General features: G+C 62.2%; 18 protein-coding genes. 9 read left to right on the forward strand and 9 right to left on the reverse strand.

What is annotated here, in order from left to right; translation table 11 throughout:
• The first annotated feature begins 152 nt into the window (after nucleotides 1-152).
• Nucleotides 153-650 (forward strand): transcriptional regulator NrdR, encoded by a 498-nt coding sequence (gene nrdR / locus ABI796_RS08195; RefSeq protein ID WP_141284822.1) that lies wholly within the window; start codon nucleotides 153-155, stop codon nucleotides 648-650.
• 61 nt (nucleotides 651-711) lie between these two features.
• On the opposite strand, the gene ABI796_RS08200 is transcribed toward nrdR, so the two are convergent.
• The 3 genes from ABI796_RS08200 to map all read right to left on the reverse strand — a co-directional run bounded on the left by ABI796_RS08200 (nucleotide 712) and on the right by map (nucleotide 3,252).
• Nucleotides 712-1,491 (reverse strand): SDR family oxidoreductase, encoded by a 780-nt coding sequence (locus ABI796_RS08200; protein ID WP_141284824.1) that lies wholly within the window; start codon nucleotides 1,489-1,491, stop codon nucleotides 712-714.
• 7 nt (nucleotides 1,492-1,498) lie between these two features.
• On the reverse strand, nucleotides 1,499-2,302 hold the full coding sequence (gene ppgK / locus ABI796_RS08205) for a polyphosphate--glucose phosphotransferase (RefSeq protein ID WP_141284851.1): 804 nt from the start codon (nucleotides 2,300-2,302) through the stop codon (nucleotides 1,499-1,501).
• 71 nt (nucleotides 2,303-2,373) lie between these two features.
• The gene (gene map, locus ABI796_RS08210; protein ID WP_141284826.1) at nucleotides 2,374-3,252 is read right to left on the reverse strand and encodes a type I methionyl aminopeptidase; all 879 of its coding nucleotides are present in this window, start codon (nucleotides 3,250-3,252) and stop codon (nucleotides 2,374-2,376) included.
• Nucleotides 3,253-3,360: 108 nt separating this feature from the next.
• On the opposite strand from map, the gene ABI796_RS08215 reads away from it, so the two are divergent.
• A complete protein-coding gene (locus ABI796_RS08215) occupies nucleotides 3,361-3,525 on the forward strand; it encodes an SPOR domain-containing protein (RefSeq protein ID WP_141284827.1) in 165 nt (54 codons plus the stop codon).
• Here the strand turns inward: ABI796_RS08215 and panB are convergent.
• Complete coding sequence (gene panB / locus ABI796_RS08220; protein ID WP_141284829.1) at nucleotides 3,522-4,427, reverse strand: 3-methyl-2-oxobutanoate hydroxymethyltransferase; 906 nt, start codon at nucleotides 4,425-4,427, stop codon at nucleotides 3,522-3,524. The genes ABI796_RS08215 and panB overlap by 4 nt on opposite strands.
• A gap of 190 nt (nucleotides 4,428-4,617) precedes the next feature.
• On the opposite strand from panB, the gene glnA (ABI796_RS08225) reads away from it, so the two are divergent.
• The 5 genes from glnA (ABI796_RS08225) (at nucleotide 4,618) to ABI796_RS08245 (ending at nucleotide 10,322) form a co-directional block, all read left to right on the forward strand.
• Entirely contained in the window at nucleotides 4,618-5,958 is a 1,341-nt protein-coding gene (gene glnA / locus ABI796_RS08225) for a type I glutamate--ammonia ligase (protein ID WP_062067946.1), read from the forward strand.
• A gap of 9 nt (nucleotides 5,959-5,967) precedes the next feature.
• Nucleotides 5,968-8,979 (forward strand): bifunctional [glutamine synthetase] adenylyltransferase/[glutamine synthetase]-adenylyl-L-tyrosine phosphorylase, encoded by a 3,012-nt coding sequence (locus tag ABI796_RS08230; RefSeq protein WP_141284831.1) that lies wholly within the window; start codon nucleotides 5,968-5,970, stop codon nucleotides 8,977-8,979.
• 19 nt (nucleotides 8,980-8,998) lie between these two features.
• Nucleotides 8,999-9,568: a GNAT family N-acetyltransferase gene (locus ABI796_RS08235; RefSeq protein ID WP_141284833.1), complete on the forward strand. Its 570-nt coding sequence runs from the start codon at nucleotides 8,999-9,001 to the stop codon at nucleotides 9,566-9,568.
• A gap of 90 nt (nucleotides 9,569-9,658) precedes the next feature.
• Nucleotides 9,659-9,874: a hypothetical protein gene (locus ABI796_RS08240; RefSeq protein WP_026542533.1), complete on the forward strand. Its 216-nt coding sequence runs from the start codon at nucleotides 9,659-9,661 to the stop codon at nucleotides 9,872-9,874.
• Between the two features lie 97 nt (nucleotides 9,875-9,971).
• Complete coding sequence (locus ABI796_RS08245) at nucleotides 9,972-10,322, forward strand: hypothetical protein (RefSeq protein ID WP_141284835.1); 351 nt, start codon at nucleotides 9,972-9,974, stop codon at nucleotides 10,320-10,322.
• A 70-nt stretch (nucleotides 10,323-10,392) separates the two neighbouring features.
• Here the strand turns inward: ABI796_RS08245 and glnA (ABI796_RS08250) are convergent, their stop codons facing one another.
• Nucleotides 10,393-11,817, reverse strand: a complete 1,425-nt coding sequence (gene glnA / locus ABI796_RS08250; RefSeq protein WP_141284837.1) for a type I glutamate--ammonia ligase — start codon at nucleotides 11,815-11,817, stop codon at nucleotides 10,393-10,395.
• Nucleotides 11,818-12,129: 312 nt separating this feature from the next.
• Here glnA (ABI796_RS08250) and ABI796_RS08255 point away from each other — a divergent pair, with 312 nt between their 5' ends.
• Complete coding sequence (locus ABI796_RS08255) at nucleotides 12,130-12,567, forward strand: RDD family protein (RefSeq protein WP_141284839.1); 438 nt, start codon at nucleotides 12,130-12,132, stop codon at nucleotides 12,565-12,567.
• A 107-nt stretch (nucleotides 12,568-12,674) separates the two neighbouring features.
• On the opposite strand, the gene ABI796_RS08260 is transcribed toward ABI796_RS08255, so the two are convergent.
• The 3 genes from ABI796_RS08260 to lipB form a co-directional block, all read right to left on the reverse strand.
• Entirely contained in the window at nucleotides 12,675-13,436 is a 762-nt protein-coding gene (locus tag ABI796_RS08260; protein ID WP_141284841.1) for a DUF4191 domain-containing protein, read from the reverse strand.
• Between the two features lie 116 nt (nucleotides 13,437-13,552).
• A complete protein-coding gene (lipA, locus tag ABI796_RS08265) occupies nucleotides 13,553-14,545 on the reverse strand; it encodes a lipoyl synthase (protein WP_141286752.1) in 993 nt (330 codons plus the stop codon).
• Between the two features lie 24 nt (nucleotides 14,546-14,569).
• A complete protein-coding gene (gene lipB / locus ABI796_RS08270; protein WP_281283969.1) occupies nucleotides 14,570-15,301 on the reverse strand; it encodes a lipoyl(octanoyl) transferase LipB in 732 nt (243 codons plus the stop codon).
• 86 nt (nucleotides 15,302-15,387) lie between these two features.
• On the opposite strand from lipB, the gene ABI796_RS08275 reads away from it, so the two are divergent.
• On the forward strand, nucleotides 15,388-17,031 hold the full coding sequence (locus ABI796_RS08275; RefSeq protein WP_141281911.1) for a serine/threonine-protein kinase: 1,644 nt from the start codon (nucleotides 15,388-15,390) through the stop codon (nucleotides 17,029-17,031).
• 98 nt (nucleotides 17,032-17,129) lie between these two features.
• Here ABI796_RS08275 and ABI796_RS08280 read toward each other — a convergent pair whose 3' ends face one another.
• Entirely contained in the window at nucleotides 17,130-18,029 is a 900-nt protein-coding gene (locus ABI796_RS08280; RefSeq protein WP_141281913.1) for a TIGR01777 family oxidoreductase, read from the reverse strand.
• Nucleotides 18,030-18,075 lie beyond the last annotated feature (46 nt).

Here is an 18,075-nt window from a genome sequence, read left to right on the forward strand (position 1 = left end):
GGTGCGCACTACTACATGTAGTAGTTACACGCTTGTCATTACAGTGTGGCGGACCGTAAACTGGTGCCGGAAGTGAAACTTCCGGCACCTTTTGCGTATCCGGCATCCTGCCGGGGTCGATCCTGTGCCGGAACCGTCAGGGGAGGCCCAGCGTGTATTGTCCGTTCTGCCGGAATCCCGACTCCCGCGTCGTTGACAGCCGCATGGCGGACGACGGCTCCTCCATCCGCCGCCGGCGCCAGTGCCCGGAGTGCGGGCGCCGTTTCACCACTGTGGAGACCACCAGTCTGTCCGTCATCAAGAGATCGGGCGTCGGCGAGCCGTTCAGCCGGATCAAGGTCATCAGTGGAGTGCGCAAGGCCTGCCAGGGGCGGCCTGTCACCGAGGACGACCTAGCCATGCTGGCCCAGGAAGTCGAGGAGAATATCCGTTCCTCAGGTGCGGCGGAGATTGATGCCCATGAGGTGGGTCTGGCCATTCTGGGCCCACTGCGGAAGCTTGATGAAGTGGCGTACCTGCGTTTCGCCAGCGTTTATCAGGCATTTGAGTCTTTGGAAGACTTCGAGTCGGCCATCTCGTTGCTGCGCCATGAAGCAGAAGAGGCCAAGGCAGGCGCCAAGGCCACGGGCTCGGAAAAGAGCCAACTCTAGCTCCGGTGGCGGTAGCGGAGGGGAAGCCGCAGCCGCCACCGGCACCAATAACGGTCCGGCGTTAGCGTCCGCCGGACACAGGGAGTACAGCCCCCGTAATGTACCCGGCGTCTTCGGACATCAGCCACATCACTGCCGCAGCTACCTCTTCGGGTTCAGCGCCGCGTCCCATGGGGATGGTGTGGTTCAACCGCTCCACCCGGTCCGGCATTCCGGCCGCTGCATGGAGGCCGGTATTGGTGCTGCCTGGAGCTACGGCGTTGACCCGGATACCCTGCTTGGCCACTTCCGCTGCAAGACCTACCGTCAGGACGTCAACTGCGCCTTTGGTGGCCGCATAGTGCACCCACGTGCCGGGAGAGCCGGCTTTGGTGGCTGTGGAGGAGATATTGATAATGGATCCGCCGCCACCGCCGTTGTGCGTGGAGAGCCTCCGAACGGCTTCCTGGCACATGAAGATCATCCCGGATACGTTGACGTCAACAACTCTTTGCACCGTTTCGGCCGGTACGTCAACCAAGGTGCCGATCATGTTCCCGGTGATGGCGGCATTGTTGATGACCGCAGTCAACTCTCCCAAGCTGCCGGCCTGATCGAACAGATGCACGACGTCGGCAGGGCGGCTGACGTCCGCCTGAACGGCAAGTGCCCTGCCGCCCAGGCTGAGGATGTCCTCAACAACGTTTTTGGCGCCGACGCTGTCCTCGGAGTAGTTGACCACCACTGAATGTCCGGCGCGCGCTGCAGCGTAGGCTGTTGCAGCGCCGATGCCCCGGCTGGCACCGGTGACGATTGCAACTCCGCGCCCGGCAGGCCGGACGGGAGTCAGCTTCTCTTCCATCCAATCGCTACTTTGCGAGCTTGTGGTGCAACGCGACCTCCAGGGCGGCGCCCACGATTCCGGCGTCGTTCTTCAGCTTTGCGGTGACAATTTTGGTCCGCAGCTGGAGGTGCGGGAAGTATTCGTCGGAGCGCTTCGAGATGCCGCCCCCCACAATGAACAGTTCCGGGGAGAACAGGAACTCCACGTGCTGGAGGTAGCGGTTGAGCAGGACTCCGTACTCGTCCCAGCTCAAGCCGTCGCGTTCGCGGGCAACAGCGGAGGCCTTGGTTTCGGCGTCGTGTCCGTCCACTTCCAGGTGGCCAAGCTCGGCGTTGGGGACCAGCTGTCCGTTGAAAATGAAGGCTGAACCGATTCCGGTGCCCAGGGTAATGACCAGAACGGTGCCGTCCACACCTTCGCCGGCGCCATAGCGGGCCTCGGCAAGGCCGGCGGCATCGGCGTCGTTAATGACCTCAACAGGGCGACCAAGACGCTTGGTGAAAGCGGCGTCGATGTCGGTGCCAAGCCAGGTCTTGTCCACGTTTGCTGCGGAGTTGACTACGCCGTGCTGGATGATGCCGGGAAAGGTTACGCCCACCGGGGTGTCCGCTGCTGGAGCGTCGGGGCGGCTGGAGAGTTCTTCAACGATTTGGGCCACTACCTCCGCCACAGCCTCCGGGGTTGCCGGCTGGGGAGTGGGAACGCGGAAGCGGTCGCCTATCAGCTTGCCCTTCTTCAGGTCGACAATGCCGCCCTTGATGCCGGTGCCGCCGATGTCGATGCCGATCAACGGGGCGTTCTTGTGTGTCTTCTCATCCTTCTTGGACAATGCATTTCCGATCATGGCAGGAGGGGATGGGCATGGCGCAGCCGCCCGGGCTGCGTGAACCTTCCGGGAGCTCAGGGAAGGGTAAGGATTTCCGCGCCGGTCTCGGTGACCAGCAGGGTGTGTTCGAATTGGGCCGTGCGCTTGTGGTCTTTGGTGACAACAGTCCAGTCGTCGCCCCACATTTCCCATTCGATGGTGCCAAGGGTCAGCATGGGTTCGATGGTGAACACCATGCCTGCCTCGATCACTGTGTTGTACGCCGGGGCTGCGTCGTAATGCGGAATGATGAGGCCCGTGTGGAAGGCCTCACCTACGCCGTGGCCGGTGAAATCCCTGACTACGCCATAGCCGAAGCGTTTGGCGTAGGACTGGATTGCCCGGCCGATTACGTTGATTTCGCGGCCAGGAGCCACGGCCTTGATGGCCCGGTTGAGCGACTCCTGCGTACGCTCAACCAGCAGACGGGATTCTTCATCCACGTCGCCAACCAGGAAAGTGTAATTGGTATCCCCGTGTACCCCATTGATGAAAGCTGTGATGTCAATGTTCAGGATGTCCCCGTCCTGAACCACGGTGGAGTCCGGGATTCCGTGGCATATCACCTCGTTGAGGGAAGAACACAGTGACTTGGGGAACCCGCGGTAACCGAGGGTGGAGGGGTAGGCGTGGTGGTCCAAAAGGAACTCGTGCCCCACTTTGTCCAGGTGGTCCGTGGTGACGCCGGGCTGGATGTGCTTGCCTACCTCGACAATCGCTTGTGCAGCGATTTTCCCGGCAACCCGGATCTTTTCGATGGTCTCCGGAGACTTTACTTCGGAGCCGGTGAACTTGGCGGGTGCCTTCTTGCCGACGTACTCCGGCCTGGGAATCGACGCCGGTACGGGACGTTCAGGGCTGATGGTTCCCGGGGTGAGGGCGCCGATGGGTGCAGTCGAAGCAAGAGAAGGCATAGATTGATCATATAAGGCACACAAGAGACGTAAGTAACAAAGTGTGGCCGGGTTCCTGTGACCCCGCCAACGTTACGCGTCCAGAGGCCACGCGATAGAGGAGGAGATGTGACGGAGTACTGGTACAACGTCAAAACGCACGAGATCGAAGAGGACGCCATGTCCGATTGGTCCCAGCTGATTGGTCCCTACAAAACCAGGGAAGAAGCAGAGCACGCCTTGGAAAAGGTCAAGGCGCGCAATGACGCCTGGGACGCCCAGGACGAGGACTAGAAGGAGTGCTCCGGTCCGGGGAACTGCCCGGAGCGGACATCCTCCCCGTAGGCGGCGGCGGCATCGCTCAAGGTGGTGCGAAGATCGGCGTATTGCTTGACGAATTTGGCCATTTTGCCGCCCCGCAAACCTGCCATGTCCTGCCACACAAGTACCTGCCCGGTGGTGCTCTTGCCGGCGCCGATACCCACAGTTGGTACCCGCAGGGCCGCATCCACAGCGGCGGCGGTCTCAGCAGGAACCATTTCCATGAGGACACTGAAGGCGCCGGCGTCCTGTAGCGCGAGGGCGTCCTCGATGAGCCGCTGGGCGTCATCGCCACGGCCTTGAACACGGTAACCGCCAAGGGAGTGTTCGCTTTGCGGGGTGAATCCGATGTGGGCCATGACGGGTATGCCTGCCTGGACCATGGCTTTGACGGTGTCGGCGTAGTAGGCGGTTCCCTCGATTTTGACCGCGTGTGCCAGGCCTTCCTTCAGGAAGCGGACACCTGTGGCCACTGCCTGTCCGGGGGACACTTCGTAACTGCCGAAAGGCAGGTCAGCCACTACCAAAGCCCTCTTGGCCGCACGGCTCACTGCCCGCGTCAGGGGCAGAAGCTCCTCCACGGTGACCGGAAGGCTCGTTTCGTTGCCGAAGACGTTGTTCGAAGCCGAATCGCCCACCAGGAGGACTTCGATTCCGGCCTGGTCAAAGATCTCGGCCGTGTACTGCTCATACGCCGTCAACATGGCGAAGTGCTCGCCATTGTCCTTGGCCTGCTGCAGGTGGTGGATACGGACCCGGCTGATAGGCTTCCTGCCGGCCGCGGGGGGAACGGCGGCGGCGCCGGCCGGGCCCGTGCCGTAGGGTGCGGGAACTTCGGCGGGCGTGGTGGACTCAGGAAGGTTGCTTGGGGCCATGGATAGAGCCTAAGCGGTGCCGACGACGGCTGCCACCAGTGTGCCCGGCGTCACCTTATGTAAACGCTGTGTTACGCGCAGCTACTGCTGCGGCATTAGCACGGAACTCTTAGTAGAGTGAAGGCTGAGCTGCCGTGGCTTCTCTCCAATGAAACCAGCGGCATGGACACTGAATCGGAAAAGAGGCCCTATGGACCGCCAGCAAGAGTTCGTTCTGCGGACAATCGAAGAGCGTGACGTGCGCTTCGTACGCTTGTGGTTCACCGACGTCGTGGGTTCCCTTAAATCGGTGGCGCTTGCGCCGGCCGAAGTTGAGGGTGCCTTTGAAGAAGGCCTTGGCTTTGACGGTTCCGCCATTGAAGGCCTGGCCCGCGTGTTCGAGTCGGACATGCTCGCGCAGCCGGACCCGTCCACGTTCCAGATCCTGCCGTGGCGTGGCGAGACAGAGCAGACGTCGCGAATGTTCTGCGATGTCCTCACTCCCGACGGTGAGCCATCTGCCGCGGACCCCCGCAACGTCCTCAAGCGGACCCTTGCGAAGGCCGCTGACATGGGCTTTACCTGCTACACCCACCCTGAGATTGAGTTCTATCTGTTGAAGTCCAAGGACCTCGGTCCTGACGGCGCTCCTGAGCCCGTGGATGAGGGCGGCTACTTTGACCACGTACCAGGTGGTGTAGCGCAGGACTTCCGCCGTACAGCGGTCACCATGCTCGAATCCGTCGGCATCTCGGTGGAGTTCAGCCACCACGAGGCCGGCCCGGGCCAGAACGAGATCGACCTCCGTTATGCGGATGCGCTTCAGACCGCGGATAACATCATGACGTTCCGGACGGTCATCAAGGAAGTGGCCCTTCAGCAGGGTACGTACGCCACCTTCATGCCCAAGCCGTTCACGGACCACCCCGGTTCAGGCATGCACACCCATTTCTCGCTCTTCGAAGGCGACACCAATGCGTTCTTCGAAGCCGGTGCCGAGTTCCAGCTGTCCAAGACGGCTCGCCAGTTCATTGCCGGAATCCTCAAGCATGCTCCTGAATTCACGGCCGTCACCAATCAGTTCGTCAATTCCTACAAGCGCCTCTGGGGCGGCGGAGAGGCCCCCAGCTACCTGAGCTGGGGCCACAACAACCGCTCGGCATTGGTTCGTGTACCGCTATACAAGCCGGGCAAGGGCCAGTCGGCACGCATTGAGTACCGTGGCATCGACAGCGCCACCAACCCCTACTTGGCTTACGCCGTACTGCTGGGTGCCGGTTTGAAGGGCATTGAGGAAGGTTATGAACTTCCCGCCGCAGCCGAAGACGATGTTTGGTCGTTGACCACCGCCGAGCGCAGGGCCATGGGGCATGCCCCGCTGCCGGCCAGCCTCCACGATGCCATCCGGGCCATGGAGGAATCCGAGCTGGTGGCCGAAATCCTGGGGGAACAGGTATTCGAACACTTCCTGCGCAACAAGCGTGCAGAATGGCAGGACTACCGCCTCCAAGTCACCCCGTACGAGTTGCAGCGCAACCTCGGCATTCTTTAGGCCGGGGCAATGAGCCTTGCGCGTCGGCTCATCTCAGCCGGATTCAGTGACCTTGAAAAAGGCGAACGGTTCCTGTCCGCTCCGGAACTTGAGGGGATAGACGAGGACGCCCTCTTCGCCGGGCTTTCCCTGTCCGCGAGCCCGGATACTGCGCTCCAGTCACTGGTCCGGCTGATTGAAAAGAACCCCGGCCTGAAAAAGCTGGCCGCCGCTGATCCGGACACCAGCGAGCCCATGTATCGGCTCCTTGGTGCCTCGGAGGCGCTGGGGGAATTCCTCATGCGGCGGCCCGAGCATCTGGATGTGTTCAATGTCCGGGTCAGCCCCGAGCCTGTGCAGGCCTCCAGCGAGGACTTGCGGGCAGGGCTGCTGCGCTCCGTCAAAGCCGAGCCCGGTGCCCAGCGGCCCGTGGCCGGAATGACCGGCCAGCCTGCCTATGCAGCCCTGCGAAGCGCGTATCGCCGCGGCCTGACCGAACTGGCCATCAAAGATATCTGCGCCGCATCACCAACAGATTTCATGCCCGCGGTCGGGGCGGAACTGGCCGATCTCGCCGGTGCTGCCATTGAGGCTGCGCTGGCGGTGTCCCGGGCCGAAGCTGCTGCCCAGTTCGACGAAGCCGAGATCGCCGACGTCGGGCTTGCCGTTATCGGGATGGGCAAATGCGGCGCCCGGGAGCTGAACTACATCTCCGACGTCGACGTCATCTATGTCATCGAAGCCACGGAAGTGGACGATGCCCGCGCGTCAACCATTGGCACAGCGCTTGCCTCCGGGATATCCAGGGCCATCTCTTCCTCGGCTCCGGAACCGGGGCTGTGGGAAGTGGACGCCAATCTGCGCCCGGAGGGAAAGTCCGGCCCGCTGGTTCGCACGCTACCCTCGCACCTGAGCTACTACGCCCGGTGGGCCGAAAGCTGGGAGTTCCAGGCTCTGCTGAAGGCACGGACCATTGCCGGGGACCGGGACTTGGGTCAGCGCTATGAGAAGGCCGTGGAGCCACTTGTCTGGGCATCGGCTGGACGTGAGGGCTTTGTGGAGTCCGTCCAGGCCATGCGGCGCAGGGTGACGGACTACATTCCGGCCGCTGAAGAACAGCGTCAGATCAAGCTGGGGCGTGGCGGCCTCCGCGATGTTGAGTTCACGGTTCAGTTGCTGCAACTGGTGCACGGAAAATCCGACGAGTCACTGCGACGCAAGGACACCACATCGGCCATCGCTGCCCTCTCTGCCGGGGGATACATCGGCCGTACTGACGCCGCTGCCTTTGACAACGCGTACCGCTACCTGCGCTTGCTGGAGCACAGAATCCAGCTGTTCCAGCTGCGCCGGACCCACCTCATGCCTGTTGCTGAGGACGCACAGCGTTTCCTTGCCAAGGCTGTCCTTGGACCCTTCGCTTTGGAGCGGCCACACCCTGACCAGCTGATGGCAACCTGGCAAAAAACCAAGAAGGCCGTCCGCGAACTCCACGAGCGCATCTTCTACCGTCCGCTGCTCAATACCGCAGCGAAGCTCAGCAGCGAGGACGCGAAGCTCAGCCCGGAGGCTGCCCAGGGACGTCTGGCCGCACTGGGCTATGTGGATCCACAAGGTGCCATGCGGCACATCGAAGCACTCACTGCCGGCGTCAGCAGGCGCGCTGCATTGCAGAGGCAGCTCCTGCCGATCCTGCTGGGCTGGCTCGCGGAGGGCGTTGACCCCGACGCCGGGCTGCTCGCCTTCCGCAGGGTCAGCGAAGCCCTGGGGACCACGCACTGGTACTTGGGGCTGCTCCGGGATTCCCAGGCTGCAGCTGAGCGGCTCTGCCAAGTACTTGCCAATTCCCGGCTGATTTCGGATTTGTTGGAAGTCTCTCCTGAGTCCGTTGCCTGGTTGGGCAGCGACAAGGAACTCGCACCCATTCCTTTTGAAGCCCAATGGCAGGAAATCCAGTCCAAACTTTCCCGGCATGCGGATCCGGAGAGTGCCATGCGGCTGATCCGGCTGATTCGACGCAGGGAGATCCTCCGAACCGCGATCGCCGATAGCGCTGGACTGCTGGATCAGGATGCCGTGGGTTTGGCCTTGTCTGAAACGGATCGGGCTGCGGTTCTGGGGGCATTGCACGTAGCGGAGTCGGTGGTGGCGGCGTCGGGTCCGCTGAAAACCGATGTCCTGGTGGTGGCGATGGGGCGTCAAGGTGGCCGGGAGATCGGCTACGGCTCGGACGCTGATGTCATCTACGTACACCGCGCCCGTCCCGGCTTCACCGATGCCGAGGCGCAGGAACAGGCCAGCACCATAGTGGCCAGGATTTCCAGTTTCCTCACCCAGCCGCTCAAGCCTGCCATCATGGCCGAGCGGGTGCTCATGGTGGACGCCGACCTCCGTCCGGAAGGGAAGAACGGCGCTATGGTGCGGTCCTTGGAGTCCTACGCGGAGTACTACCGGCGCTGGTCCCTCATCTGGGAGGCGCAGGCTCTACTGCGTGCCCGTCCGATGGCGGGCTCGGATGAACTGGCCGCCGACTTTGTCTCTCTCATTGATCCCATCCGGTACCCGGAGCACCTGGCGGAGAGCGATGTCCGGGAGATCCGCCGCGTCAAGGCCAGGGTGGAGTCGGAGCGGCTGCCTCGTGGCGCTGATCCTGCCCGGCACGTCAAGCTCGGCCGCGGCGGCCTGAGCGATGTTGAATGGCTGGTTCAGCTGATTCAACTCCAGCACGCCGGAGAAGACCCGGAATTGCGGACATCCTCAACCCTTGATGCACTGGCCGCTGCGGAAAAGCTCGAATACATCTCCTCGGACGACGCCTCGCTCCTGCGTGAAGCATGGCGACTGGCCAGCCGGATCCGCTCCGCGAACGTCATCGTGACGGGACGGGCCTCGGACCTTCTGCCGTCGTCACGGAAAGACCTTGAAGCAGTGGCGCGGTGGTGCGGATACCAGCCTGGAAACGCGGGTCATTTCGAAGAGGACTACTTGCGGCTGAGCCGCCGGGCGCGGGGCGTTTTCGAGAAAGAGTTTTACGGCCACTGAAGGATGAGACATCCAGCCAATGCGTGATGCTGAATCAGAAGAAGAATTTTCCATCCACGGTGATGCTCCGGACCAAGGTGATGTTTGGCTGATTCCCCTCAAAATGCTCGACGACGACGCCCGGGCCATCCAGCTCGGCGCGGTTGCGGAGTTGGCCGTGGAAGCACAGCAACGGGACTTTGTGGGGGACCCACTGCGAATGATGCTGATTTCCCTGGAAGAAGAATCCCGCTTCCCGTACGTCATTGAGTCCGGGGGAGCAGCAGTGGGCGTGCTGACCCTCCAAACCGGGGCTGCAACCCTCGCGGGCTGGCCTGATGACGTCTCGGTGTGGTTGCTGCGCGGGTTCCTCATCGACTCAAAGAGCCAGGGGCGCGGTCTGGGTACCTTGGCCGCGCGGGCCGCGGTGGAGGAAGCCCGCAGGCTGACCGTCCGGCTGGGTGGCGGCCAGGCCGGCGTCGTGCTTTCAGCCAATGAGCGCAATCCTGCAGCTTTGTCCGCATACTCGAAGGCAGGTTTTGTGGACTCCGGACGTTATATGGGCGGTAGTGCCGGACCGCAGCGGACTATGTACAAGGCCTTCGGGTGATGTTTGCGGCCGGTGCGATGGGCCGCGTGACCGCCAGCCCGGCGTCAACCATTGTTGACGTCAAGCAGCTCGTCAACTAGGGTTGACGGCATGGAGGTGGACCGGATGAAAACGCTGGTTGGATCAATGGATGGCATGGGGCCCGCTGAGGCTCTCTATGCTGTTGCCGAGTTGCAGAAAGAAGTGGGTCGCAGGGAGGCTTCGCTGGTGCGGGCTGCCCGGCAATCGGGCTTGTCCTGGGAAGCGATCGCTCTTTGCCTTGGCGTGAGCAAGCAGGCCGTTCACAAGAAGTACGGAAAGCAGTAGCGGGTCCTGTGACTGCCGAATGACGGCGGATCAACCATGAAGCTAAGTAACCTTATAGACTTCATGTGTATCTGTTCTCAACGCATAGGGGAAGTACATGGAATACAACGGAAATCCGTCCGAGAAGGCCATTCCTGCCGGCGAACTGGACCGGCGTCACGTGGGCCATTCTGTGAGCTTTCAGCCCAATGATTTCACCGTCGTCTTCGGAACCATCGCAGGCATCGCAAGGACTGAAGCCCTTGTGTACTTGTCGCTCGACGGGGTTTCAGGCGGGACGCATCTGAAGGATGAATACGATCTTCCCATCGACAAGAACGTGTACCTTCAGCTGGACCCGCTGGGCAGCGCAGAAAAGGGAATTTCGGAGGCCGCCAGTTTCGTCAAGGACAAGCTGGACGAGATCACCAAAAACCTCAGAGACCGCGACGCCGGCAAGTCCGAGTAGTCAGCATCCACAAAAGAGGCCAGCCCCAGTCGTGACGGACTGAGGCTGGCCTCTTTGTTACGTGGTGATACTAGACGCCGTAGTAGAGCTCGAACTCGTAGGGGTTCGGGCGCAGGGACAGCGGGCGGATCTCGTTCTCGTACTTGTAGTCAATCCAAGTATCGATCAGGTCCTGGGTGAAGACGCCGCCGGCTTGGAGGAACTCGTTGTCCTCACGCAGAGCCTCAAGTGCTTCTTCCAGGGAGCCCGGAGCCTTGGGGATGTCCTTGGCTTCCTCGGCCGGGAGCTCGTAGAGGTCCTTGTCGATGGGAGCCGGGGGTTCAATGCGGTTGCGGATGCCGTCGATGCCGGCCATCAGCTGGGCAGCGAATGCCAGGTACGGGTTGGACGAGGGGTCCGGTGCGCGGAACTCGATGCGCTTGGCCTTCGGGTTGGTGCCCGTGATGGGGATACGGATACCGGCGGAGCGGTTGCCCTGCGAGTACACCATGTTCACGGGGGCTTCGAAGCCCTTGACCAGACGACGGTACGAGTTCACGGTGGGGTTGGTGAAAGCGAGGACTGCCGAAGAGTGCTTCAGCAGGCCGCCGATGTACCAGCGAGCCGTGTCAGAGAGGCCAGCGTAGCCCTTCTCGTCATAGAACAGGGGATCGCCGTTGCTCCACAGCGACTGGTGGCAGTGCATGCCCGAGCCGTTGTCACCGAAGACAGGCTTCGGCATGAAGGTGACGGACTTGCCCCAAGCATCGGCGGTGTTCTTGATGATGTACTTGAACTTCTGCAGATCATCAGCAGCCGCGGTCAGCGTGGTGAACTTGTAGTTGATCTCAGCCTGACCGGCGGATCCAACTTCGTGGTGGGAGCGCTCAACCTCAAGGCCAGCCTTGTCCAGCTCGATGCACATGGCATCGCGGAGGTCAGCCTGCTTGTCCGTGGGGGAGACCGGGAAGTAACCGCCCTTGACGGGGGTCTTGTAACCGAGGTTACCGCCCTCTTCCTTACGGCCGGTGTTCCAGTGTGCTTCTTCAGAGTCAATCTTGTAGAAGCTGCCCTGCGGGGAGGACTCGTACTGGATGTTATCGAAGACGAAGAATTCTGCTTCGGGGGCGAAGAATGCAGTGTCCGCGATACCCGTCGAGGCCAGGTAGGCTTCGGCCTTCTCAGCCACGCCGCGGGGATCGCGGTGGTACGGGTCACCCGTGCGGGGGTTCACGATGGAGAAGTTCAGTGCGAGCGTCTTCTCGATCCGGAAGGTGTCGATGAAGGCCGAGGTCACATCCGGGATGAGCTGCATGTCGGACTCGGCGATGCCCTGGAAGCCGCGGATCGAAGATCCGTCGAAGAGCTGGCCGTGGACGAAGAAATCGAGGTCGACGCTCTTGGCCGGCACGTTGAAGTGCTGCTGAACACCAGGGAGGTCGGTGAAGCGGATATCGACGAATTTGACGTCTTCGTCTTTGATGAACTTGAGGACTTCGTCCGCAGTCTTGAACATCTATGCTCCTTATGCATATCAAGTAACAGGCCCGGAAGGCCGCGTGGTGCAGCCCATTCCAAGGGTCCGGAGACACAGAAAGATCCCCGTGCCATGGTGGCTGGCAACTCCTACCACCTTAGGGAGATGGGATTTCCCGGGGGTGTCAGTATTGTTTCCGGCAGGTTACAGAATCATCTGTCGTGTAAACGGTAGTCGGCCATCCGGTGTACGGTCCATCCGGGTCCGGTGGGCGAACATTCCACAACGTTGAGCGCCGAACGGCGCTTCGGTGGGTCTGCTACCGGGCATACCAGCCGTTAGGCTTGGAGGGTGGTAGATCGAAAAGACATTGGCTCATGGTTGAGCGGGCCGGACACTTCCGGAATCTCCAAATATCCAGGCGAACGGCTCGGCCTGCCTGAGTCAGGCCCGGGCTCCATGGCGAGGGCCGGGCGCCGGATCCTGGGCATCGTGGTGGACTGGACGATCGCCTTGGTGATCAGCAATTTCGCCTTCGGCGGTAACTCCTGGGCAACCTTGGCCATCTTCGCCGCCGAGCAGATCCTCCTGATCGGGACACTGGGATACAGCATTGGTCACAGGATCGCCGGAATTCACGTGGTTCGCCTCGGCGGTGGCCCAGCTGGGCCCCTGGCCGCCGTAGTGCGGACACTCCTGCTCTGTTTGGTCATTCCTGCGGTGGTGTTCGACCCCGACCAGCGCGGATTGCACGATAAAGCGATGAACACCATCCTCATCCGGATGTAACTCAGTCCAGGATCACAGCACCGCGAAACGCAGCTCACACAAAACCGCCCCTGTCTCTGCAGGAGATTTCTCTCTGCTGGAGACAGGGGCGGTTTCCGTTGGTGGATTTAGCGTCCGCGAGCGGCCTTGCGGTCCGGGCGGGCCTTGTAAGGGTCAATGCCCTTGGGGATCGGCAGACGATTACCGAGAGAGTTGATGCGCTTTGATACCGCGTTAACTTCCACCTTGGTGAGTTCTTTCTTGAGCTTGCCCATGGTCTTGGCCAATTTGTTCAGGGGCACCTGTCCTTCACCGCGACCTGATTCCAGGACGTGGATGGTGACGTTGGGCAGGATGCGGTTGAGGCGCTTGCGCTCAGCATCCACGAGCGGCTTGACGCGGTGGGTGGGGCCTTCACTGACGAGCACGACACCCGGCCGGCCGATGGCCATGAACACGGCGTCCTGGGTTCGCGGATTGACGGCAACCGGCTGATCCTGGGTGACCCAACCTCGGCGAAGAGTACCCAGGGCGGCGCCGGAAGCGCCCGGCTGGTTCTCGATCTGCGCGAACGCGGCCTTTTCGGCGCGGCGGGAGAGAATGAAAACGGCCGCGAGCAGACCCAGCGGGATGCCAATGATGAGGCCGGTAACCCAGTTCTCCAGCAGGAAGCCGATGAGGAGGGCCACGGCAACCACTGCAAGGAATGCCAGCAGCATGACCCAGACAACCTGCGGATCATTCCGCCGGGTCATCTTGAAGACTTCAGCGATCTGCTTCAGTTGGCTGGGCTTCTTGGCCTTGGCTTCCTTGGGCTTGCGCTTAAAGAGCCCACGCTTGGGGGCGTCGGCCGAGGGGGTCGAATTGCTGGAATCAGAGGAGTTCGCCATAGTGCCTTAATTCTACGTGATGGACGTAGAAGGACCGGACGCCATGACGTGGCATCCGGTCCTTCACTGCTGATGATTGCTGGTGCTGTGCGCGCTGCTTGAGCCCTGGGGTGTGTTTAGGCGTGGGCGGCGAGGATGGTGGAGGCTTCCTGGCGGGTGGTGCCGGAGTCCTGGATGCCCTCGGCGATGTGGGCGAGCTCGGCGGGGATGTCCCGGCCTTTCTTCCGCATGGCGGTGGCCCACAAACGTCCGGCACGGTAGGAGGACCGGACCAGGGGGCCGGACATGACACCGAGGAAGCCGATCTCCTGGGCTTCTTCCTGGAGGTCCACGAACTCCTGGGGCTTGACCCAGCGGTCCACCGGCAGGTGCCGCTCGGACGGGCGCAGGTACTGGGTGATGGTGATCAGGTCACAGCCGGCGGCGTGCAGGTCCCGGAGGGCTTCGGAGATTTCCTCGCGGGTCTCGCCCATGCCCAGGATCAGGTTGGACTTGGTCACCATGCCCAGATCCCTGCCCTGGGTGATGACGTCCAGGGAACGCTCGTACCGGAACGCCGGACGGATCCGCTTGAAAATCCTCGGCACGGTTTCGACGTTGTGCGCGAACACCTCGGGCTTGGAATCACAGATCGCCGCGATGTGCTCGGGTTTGCCGGAGAAGTCCGGGATCAGCAGCTCCACCCCGGTGCCCGGGTTCAGTTCATGGATTTTCCGGACCGTTTCGGCGTACAACCACACCCCTTCATCGGCCAGGTCATCACGGGCCACCCCGGTCACCGTGGCGTACCGCAGCTGCATGGCCTGGACGCTGCGGGCCACCTTGGTGGGCTCGAACATGTCCACCGGGGACGGTTTACCCGTATCGATCTGGCAGAAATCACAACGCCGGGTGCACTCGGACCCGCCGATCAGGAACGTCGCTTCCTTGTCTTCCCAGCACTCAAAAATGTTCGGGCAGCCGGCCTCCTCACATACCGTGTGCAGGCCTTCCTTCTTCACCAGATTCTTGAGCTGGACAAACTCCGGGCCCATCTGGACCTTGGCCTTGATCCACTCAGGCTTACGTTCAACCGGGACAGCCGAGTTGCGCTGCTCAACGCGCAGCAACTTACGGCCTTCAGGTTGCCAAGGTCACTGGAGTGCTCCTTCGGGTGTGGAAACGAGTGCTTCTTCGTGCTTGTTGAATTCTTCAACGAAGCGGTCAACGATGTCGGCAGGATTGATGGTCCGGCCGGCTTCCAGCGACATGGTGGTGACGCTGGCGTCAGTGATGCCACAAGCAATGATCTGCGCGTAGGGCGCCAGGTCATTGCTGCAGTTAATGGCCACGCCGTGCATGGTGACGCCGTCCAGGACGCGAATGCCGATTGCTGCGATCTTGCGGTCCGGTCCGTTCTCGTCGGCAAGGATCCAGACTCCGGCCCGGCCCTTCACGGTGACGGCCTGGATGCCGTAGTCCTGCATCACGGCGATCATGATGGCCTCAAGCCGTTCAACGTAATCGCGGATGCCGGCACGGTTCTTGAGCTTGAGGATCGGATAAGCAATAAGCTGCCCCGGGCCATGCCAGGTCAATTTGCCGCCACGATCCACGGGGACTACGGGAGTGCCGTCAAAGGGGCGCTCGTGGTCCTCCGTCAGCTTGCCTGCCGTGTAGACGGCGGCGTGCTCAAGGATCAAGACGGTGCTGTTTTTCTCGCCCGCAACAACTTTGTTGTGGATTTCGCGTTGCAGGTCCCAGCCCTGCATATAGTCAACGAAGTCCGGGGCAAGACCCAGTTGTGAAAACTCAAGAGTCATGCGTTCAAGCTTAGACCCAGCAGCAGGCTGACCATCGTTTTGTGGTGAAGCTCTCAGTCGCATCCCGGGCGGTGGGGACCGTGCAGATGACGGGACAGCGCCTGTGGATAACTTCTGCGGAAATTCCAGCATTCCGGTACACCTTGTTTATGGAAAACATTGACACCGCAGGCGCCGTGGCTCCCCGCGTTCCGGGCTATTCGATCTCCCGCCCGCTGGGCCACGGCAGCAGTGCCACGGTGTGGCTTGCCACGAGGGACAGGGACGGGGTGCGGTTTGCCATCAAATGCGCCAGGACCCAACCCGTTGTTGGCGGTTCGGCCGGTGCGGAGCAGGCTCGGACGGATGTGGCCCGGACGGATGTGGCCCGGGAAATGAGGCTCCTCTCCGGTCTGCAGCACAAGCATCTCATCGGGATCCACGACGTCCTTCCCGTGGATGGAGGGCCGGAGGGCACGGTTGGGATCGTCATGGATTACGCATCGGGAGGCTCACTGGGCAATCTGGTCTTGGCGAGGGGGAGGCTCGGGATCGGAGAAGCCGTGACCATCCTGGCTCCGATCGCCCAGGCGTTGGACTACCTTCATGCAAACGGCGCGCAGCATGGGGATGTGTCGCCTGGAAACATCTTGTTTACGGCTGAGGGGATGCCACTGCTGGCAGATCTGGGCCTTGCCGCCAGGGTAGGGGACAATCCGCAGGACCCGGGGGTGGGAACACTTGGATTTATGGAACCTCAGGCTGAGCCACCATCGAACGCCGGATATCCGGCGGGCAGCCTCCAGCCCCAACGTGATGTCTATTCCCTGGGAGCGGTGGGCTGGTATTGCCTGACGGGGGCGACCCCTGAGCTGGAACAGGATCGCCCTCCATTGTCGCTTCTGGTTCCTGAGGTACCCAAGGCACTTGCCGCAGTTCTGGAAGCAGCGTTGGACAAGGACCCGCGGAACCGTCCGTCAGCAAGGGAGCTCGGGACGGCGATTTTCAGGAGTGCAGCCCCGGAAGCGGTGGACTTGTCCGCCGCAGTGCACCCCTCTGTGATCCCTGAATTGCTGACCAGACGCGAGACGCTGGGCCGCCGGACGCGCCGACCAGCCGGTGGTTTAGCGAGGGCATGGCGGAAGTTCCAGCCCTCCAGGGGCATGGCAGCTCTGCCAGCGCCGCGGCGTTCGGGGGGCTTACCACGCCGGCCAGGCCGTGGGGGGAGCCGCCGGCTCCTTCTTGCGGCAGCGGTCGCGGTCCTGGTTGGCGCCGCGTCGTGGATCCTCTGGGAGCAGAACGGCACGACGACGGCGATTGCCCCCCAGGCGGCGACGCGGACCGGTGTTGTGGCTTCCGGTCAGGCCGCGGATTTTCCGGCCACCCGGGATCTCCCGCCAGCACTCGCCGACGGCCTCCGCTCTCCGGACCCTTTGGTTGCCGTATCCGCCCTATCCGCCGTGCGGGACATTGCTTTGGGCGACCGTCGCCTGGACCTTTTGGAAACCGTGAACGCTCCCGGCTCACAAGCCGAGGCCACTGATAAACAGTTGGGCGATTACCTGAGAGGTGCCGGGACGGCTTTTGCAGGTCTCCAAACAACCCTGACAGGCGTGACCGTGGAGGGACCTGCGCAGAATGATCGTGTGCTGGTGGCCGCAACGGTCACAACGTCCGGCTACGAAGAACGCCTCGCATCCGGAGAGGTTCTCAGGACCGAGGGCGCAGGAACTCCGCAGGAGCTTCGGCTGGACATGGTTCGTTCAGATGGTCGCTGGCAGATCTCAGGAATCATGGGCGTCGGCGCAGAATAACCCCAATCGTGCATAGGAAAGCGCAGAGTAAAGGGTGCGCAGGTCAAGGGGTGCGCAGGGCAAGGGGTTTAAGCGTGACAGCCTGAGCGTTGCCCTCGTCAGCGATTGGTATCCTGTCTCAGCCATGCCATGGCGTCACGGAGCGTGGGATGGGACCACTGGAAGCCGGCCTCCTGCAGCCGTGCAGGCTCCATTCGTTGGTTGGCCATGACGAGTTCGTCAGCCAGCCCGCCCAGGACCAGTTTCAGCGCTGGTCGGGGCACACGGAGGAACGCCGGCCGGTGGAAGGCCTTGGCGAGTTGGGCAACGATGGTGTTGACGTCAGCGCTCTCCGGGGCGCAAACATTCACCGCTCCCTCAAGGTCTGCTGTGAGGAGGTAGGCGAGTGCGCGCGCTTCATCGGCGAGGGTAATCCATGGCCAATACTGGCGGCCGTTGCCAAAAGGACCTCCCAGCCCGAGTTTCAGCAAGGGCAGCAGCGGCCCGAGCGCTCCGCCGGAGCTGCTAAGCACCACCCCTGTCCGGGGAGCCACCACCCTCACTCCCGAGGGCGCCGTCCTTGCCATTCGCTCCCATTCAAAGGACAGGTGTCCCAGCACGCCGCTGCCTTGTGCTGAATCTTCCCGCAGGGCACCCTCGCGTGAGGCTCCGTAATAGCCTGAAGCAGACTGGCTGATGAAAGTGGCCGGTGGTTTGCTGAGGCGCCGCATGGCAGCGGTCAGGGTCTGCGTGGGCCGAAGGCGGGACTCCGTGAGGACCTGAATGCGGCGCTTGGTCCAGGGCCGGTCTCCGATCCCTGCGCCGGAAAGGTTGACCACAGCATCGGCTCCCTCGAGAACAGCCTCATCAAGTTCGCCCTTGGCCGGGTCCCACGTCCATTCAAGCGCTGTTTTGGCGGGGCGCCGGACGAGCCGGACCACCTCGTTGCCGTCAGCTGTCAACTGCCCGGACAGGGCCGTCCCGATCATTCCTGAAGCTCCGGACATTACGATTCTCATGACCCATCTCACCATGGGAAGCGCTTGTGGTGGAAACGGGCAGCAG

The sequence above is a fragment of the Paenarthrobacter aurescens genome (assembly GCF_041549525.1).
Lineage (GTDB): Bacteria > Actinomycetota > Actinomycetes > Actinomycetales > Micrococcaceae > Arthrobacter > Arthrobacter aurescens.

What these genes read in the sequence shown, in the direction of transcription:
- ABI796_RS08200 (WP_141284824.1), bottom strand. Translation starts at nt 1,491, where the DNA reads ATGGAAGAGAAGCTGACTCCCGTCCGGCCTGCCGGGCGCGGAGTTGCA.
- map (WP_141284826.1), bottom strand. Translation starts at nt 3,252, where the DNA reads ATGCCTTCTCTTGCTTCGACTGCACCCATCGGCGCCCTCACCCCGGGA.
- panB (WP_141284829.1), bottom strand. Translation starts at nt 4,427, where the DNA reads ATGGCCCCAAGCAACCTTCCTGAGTCCACCACGCCCGCCGAAGTTCCC.
- glnA (WP_062067946.1), top strand. Translation starts at nt 4,618, where the DNA reads ATGGACCGCCAGCAAGAGTTCGTTCTGCGGACAATCGAAGAGCGTGAC.
- ABI796_RS08230 (WP_141284831.1), top strand. Translation starts at nt 5,968, where the DNA reads ATGAGCCTTGCGCGTCGGCTCATCTCAGCCGGATTCAGTGACCTTGAA.
- ABI796_RS08235 (WP_141284833.1), top strand. Translation starts at nt 8,999, where the DNA reads ATGCGTGATGCTGAATCAGAAGAAGAATTTTCCATCCACGGTGATGCT.
- ABI796_RS08240 (WP_026542533.1), top strand. Translation starts at nt 9,659, where the DNA reads ATGGAGGTGGACCGGATGAAAACGCTGGTTGGATCAATGGATGGCATG.
- ABI796_RS08245 (WP_141284835.1), top strand. Translation starts at nt 9,972, where the DNA reads ATGGAATACAACGGAAATCCGTCCGAGAAGGCCATTCCTGCCGGCGAA.
- glnA (WP_141284837.1), bottom strand. Translation starts at nt 11,817, where the DNA reads ATGTTCAAGACTGCGGACGAAGTCCTCAAGTTCATCAAAGACGAAGAC.
- ABI796_RS08260 (WP_141284841.1), bottom strand. Translation starts at nt 13,436, where the DNA reads ATGGCGAACTCCTCTGATTCCAGCAATTCGACCCCCTCGGCCGACGCC.
- lipB (WP_281283969.1), bottom strand. Translation starts at nt 15,301, where the DNA reads ATGCGACTGAGAGCTTCACCACAAAACGATGGTCAGCCTGCTGCTGGG.
- ABI796_RS08275 (WP_141281911.1), top strand. Translation starts at nt 15,388, where the DNA reads ATGGAAAACATTGACACCGCAGGCGCCGTGGCTCCCCGCGTTCCGGGC.
- ABI796_RS08280 (WP_141281913.1), bottom strand. Translation starts at nt 18,029, where the DNA reads ATGAGAATCGTAATGTCCGGAGCTTCAGGAATGATCGGGACGGCCCTG.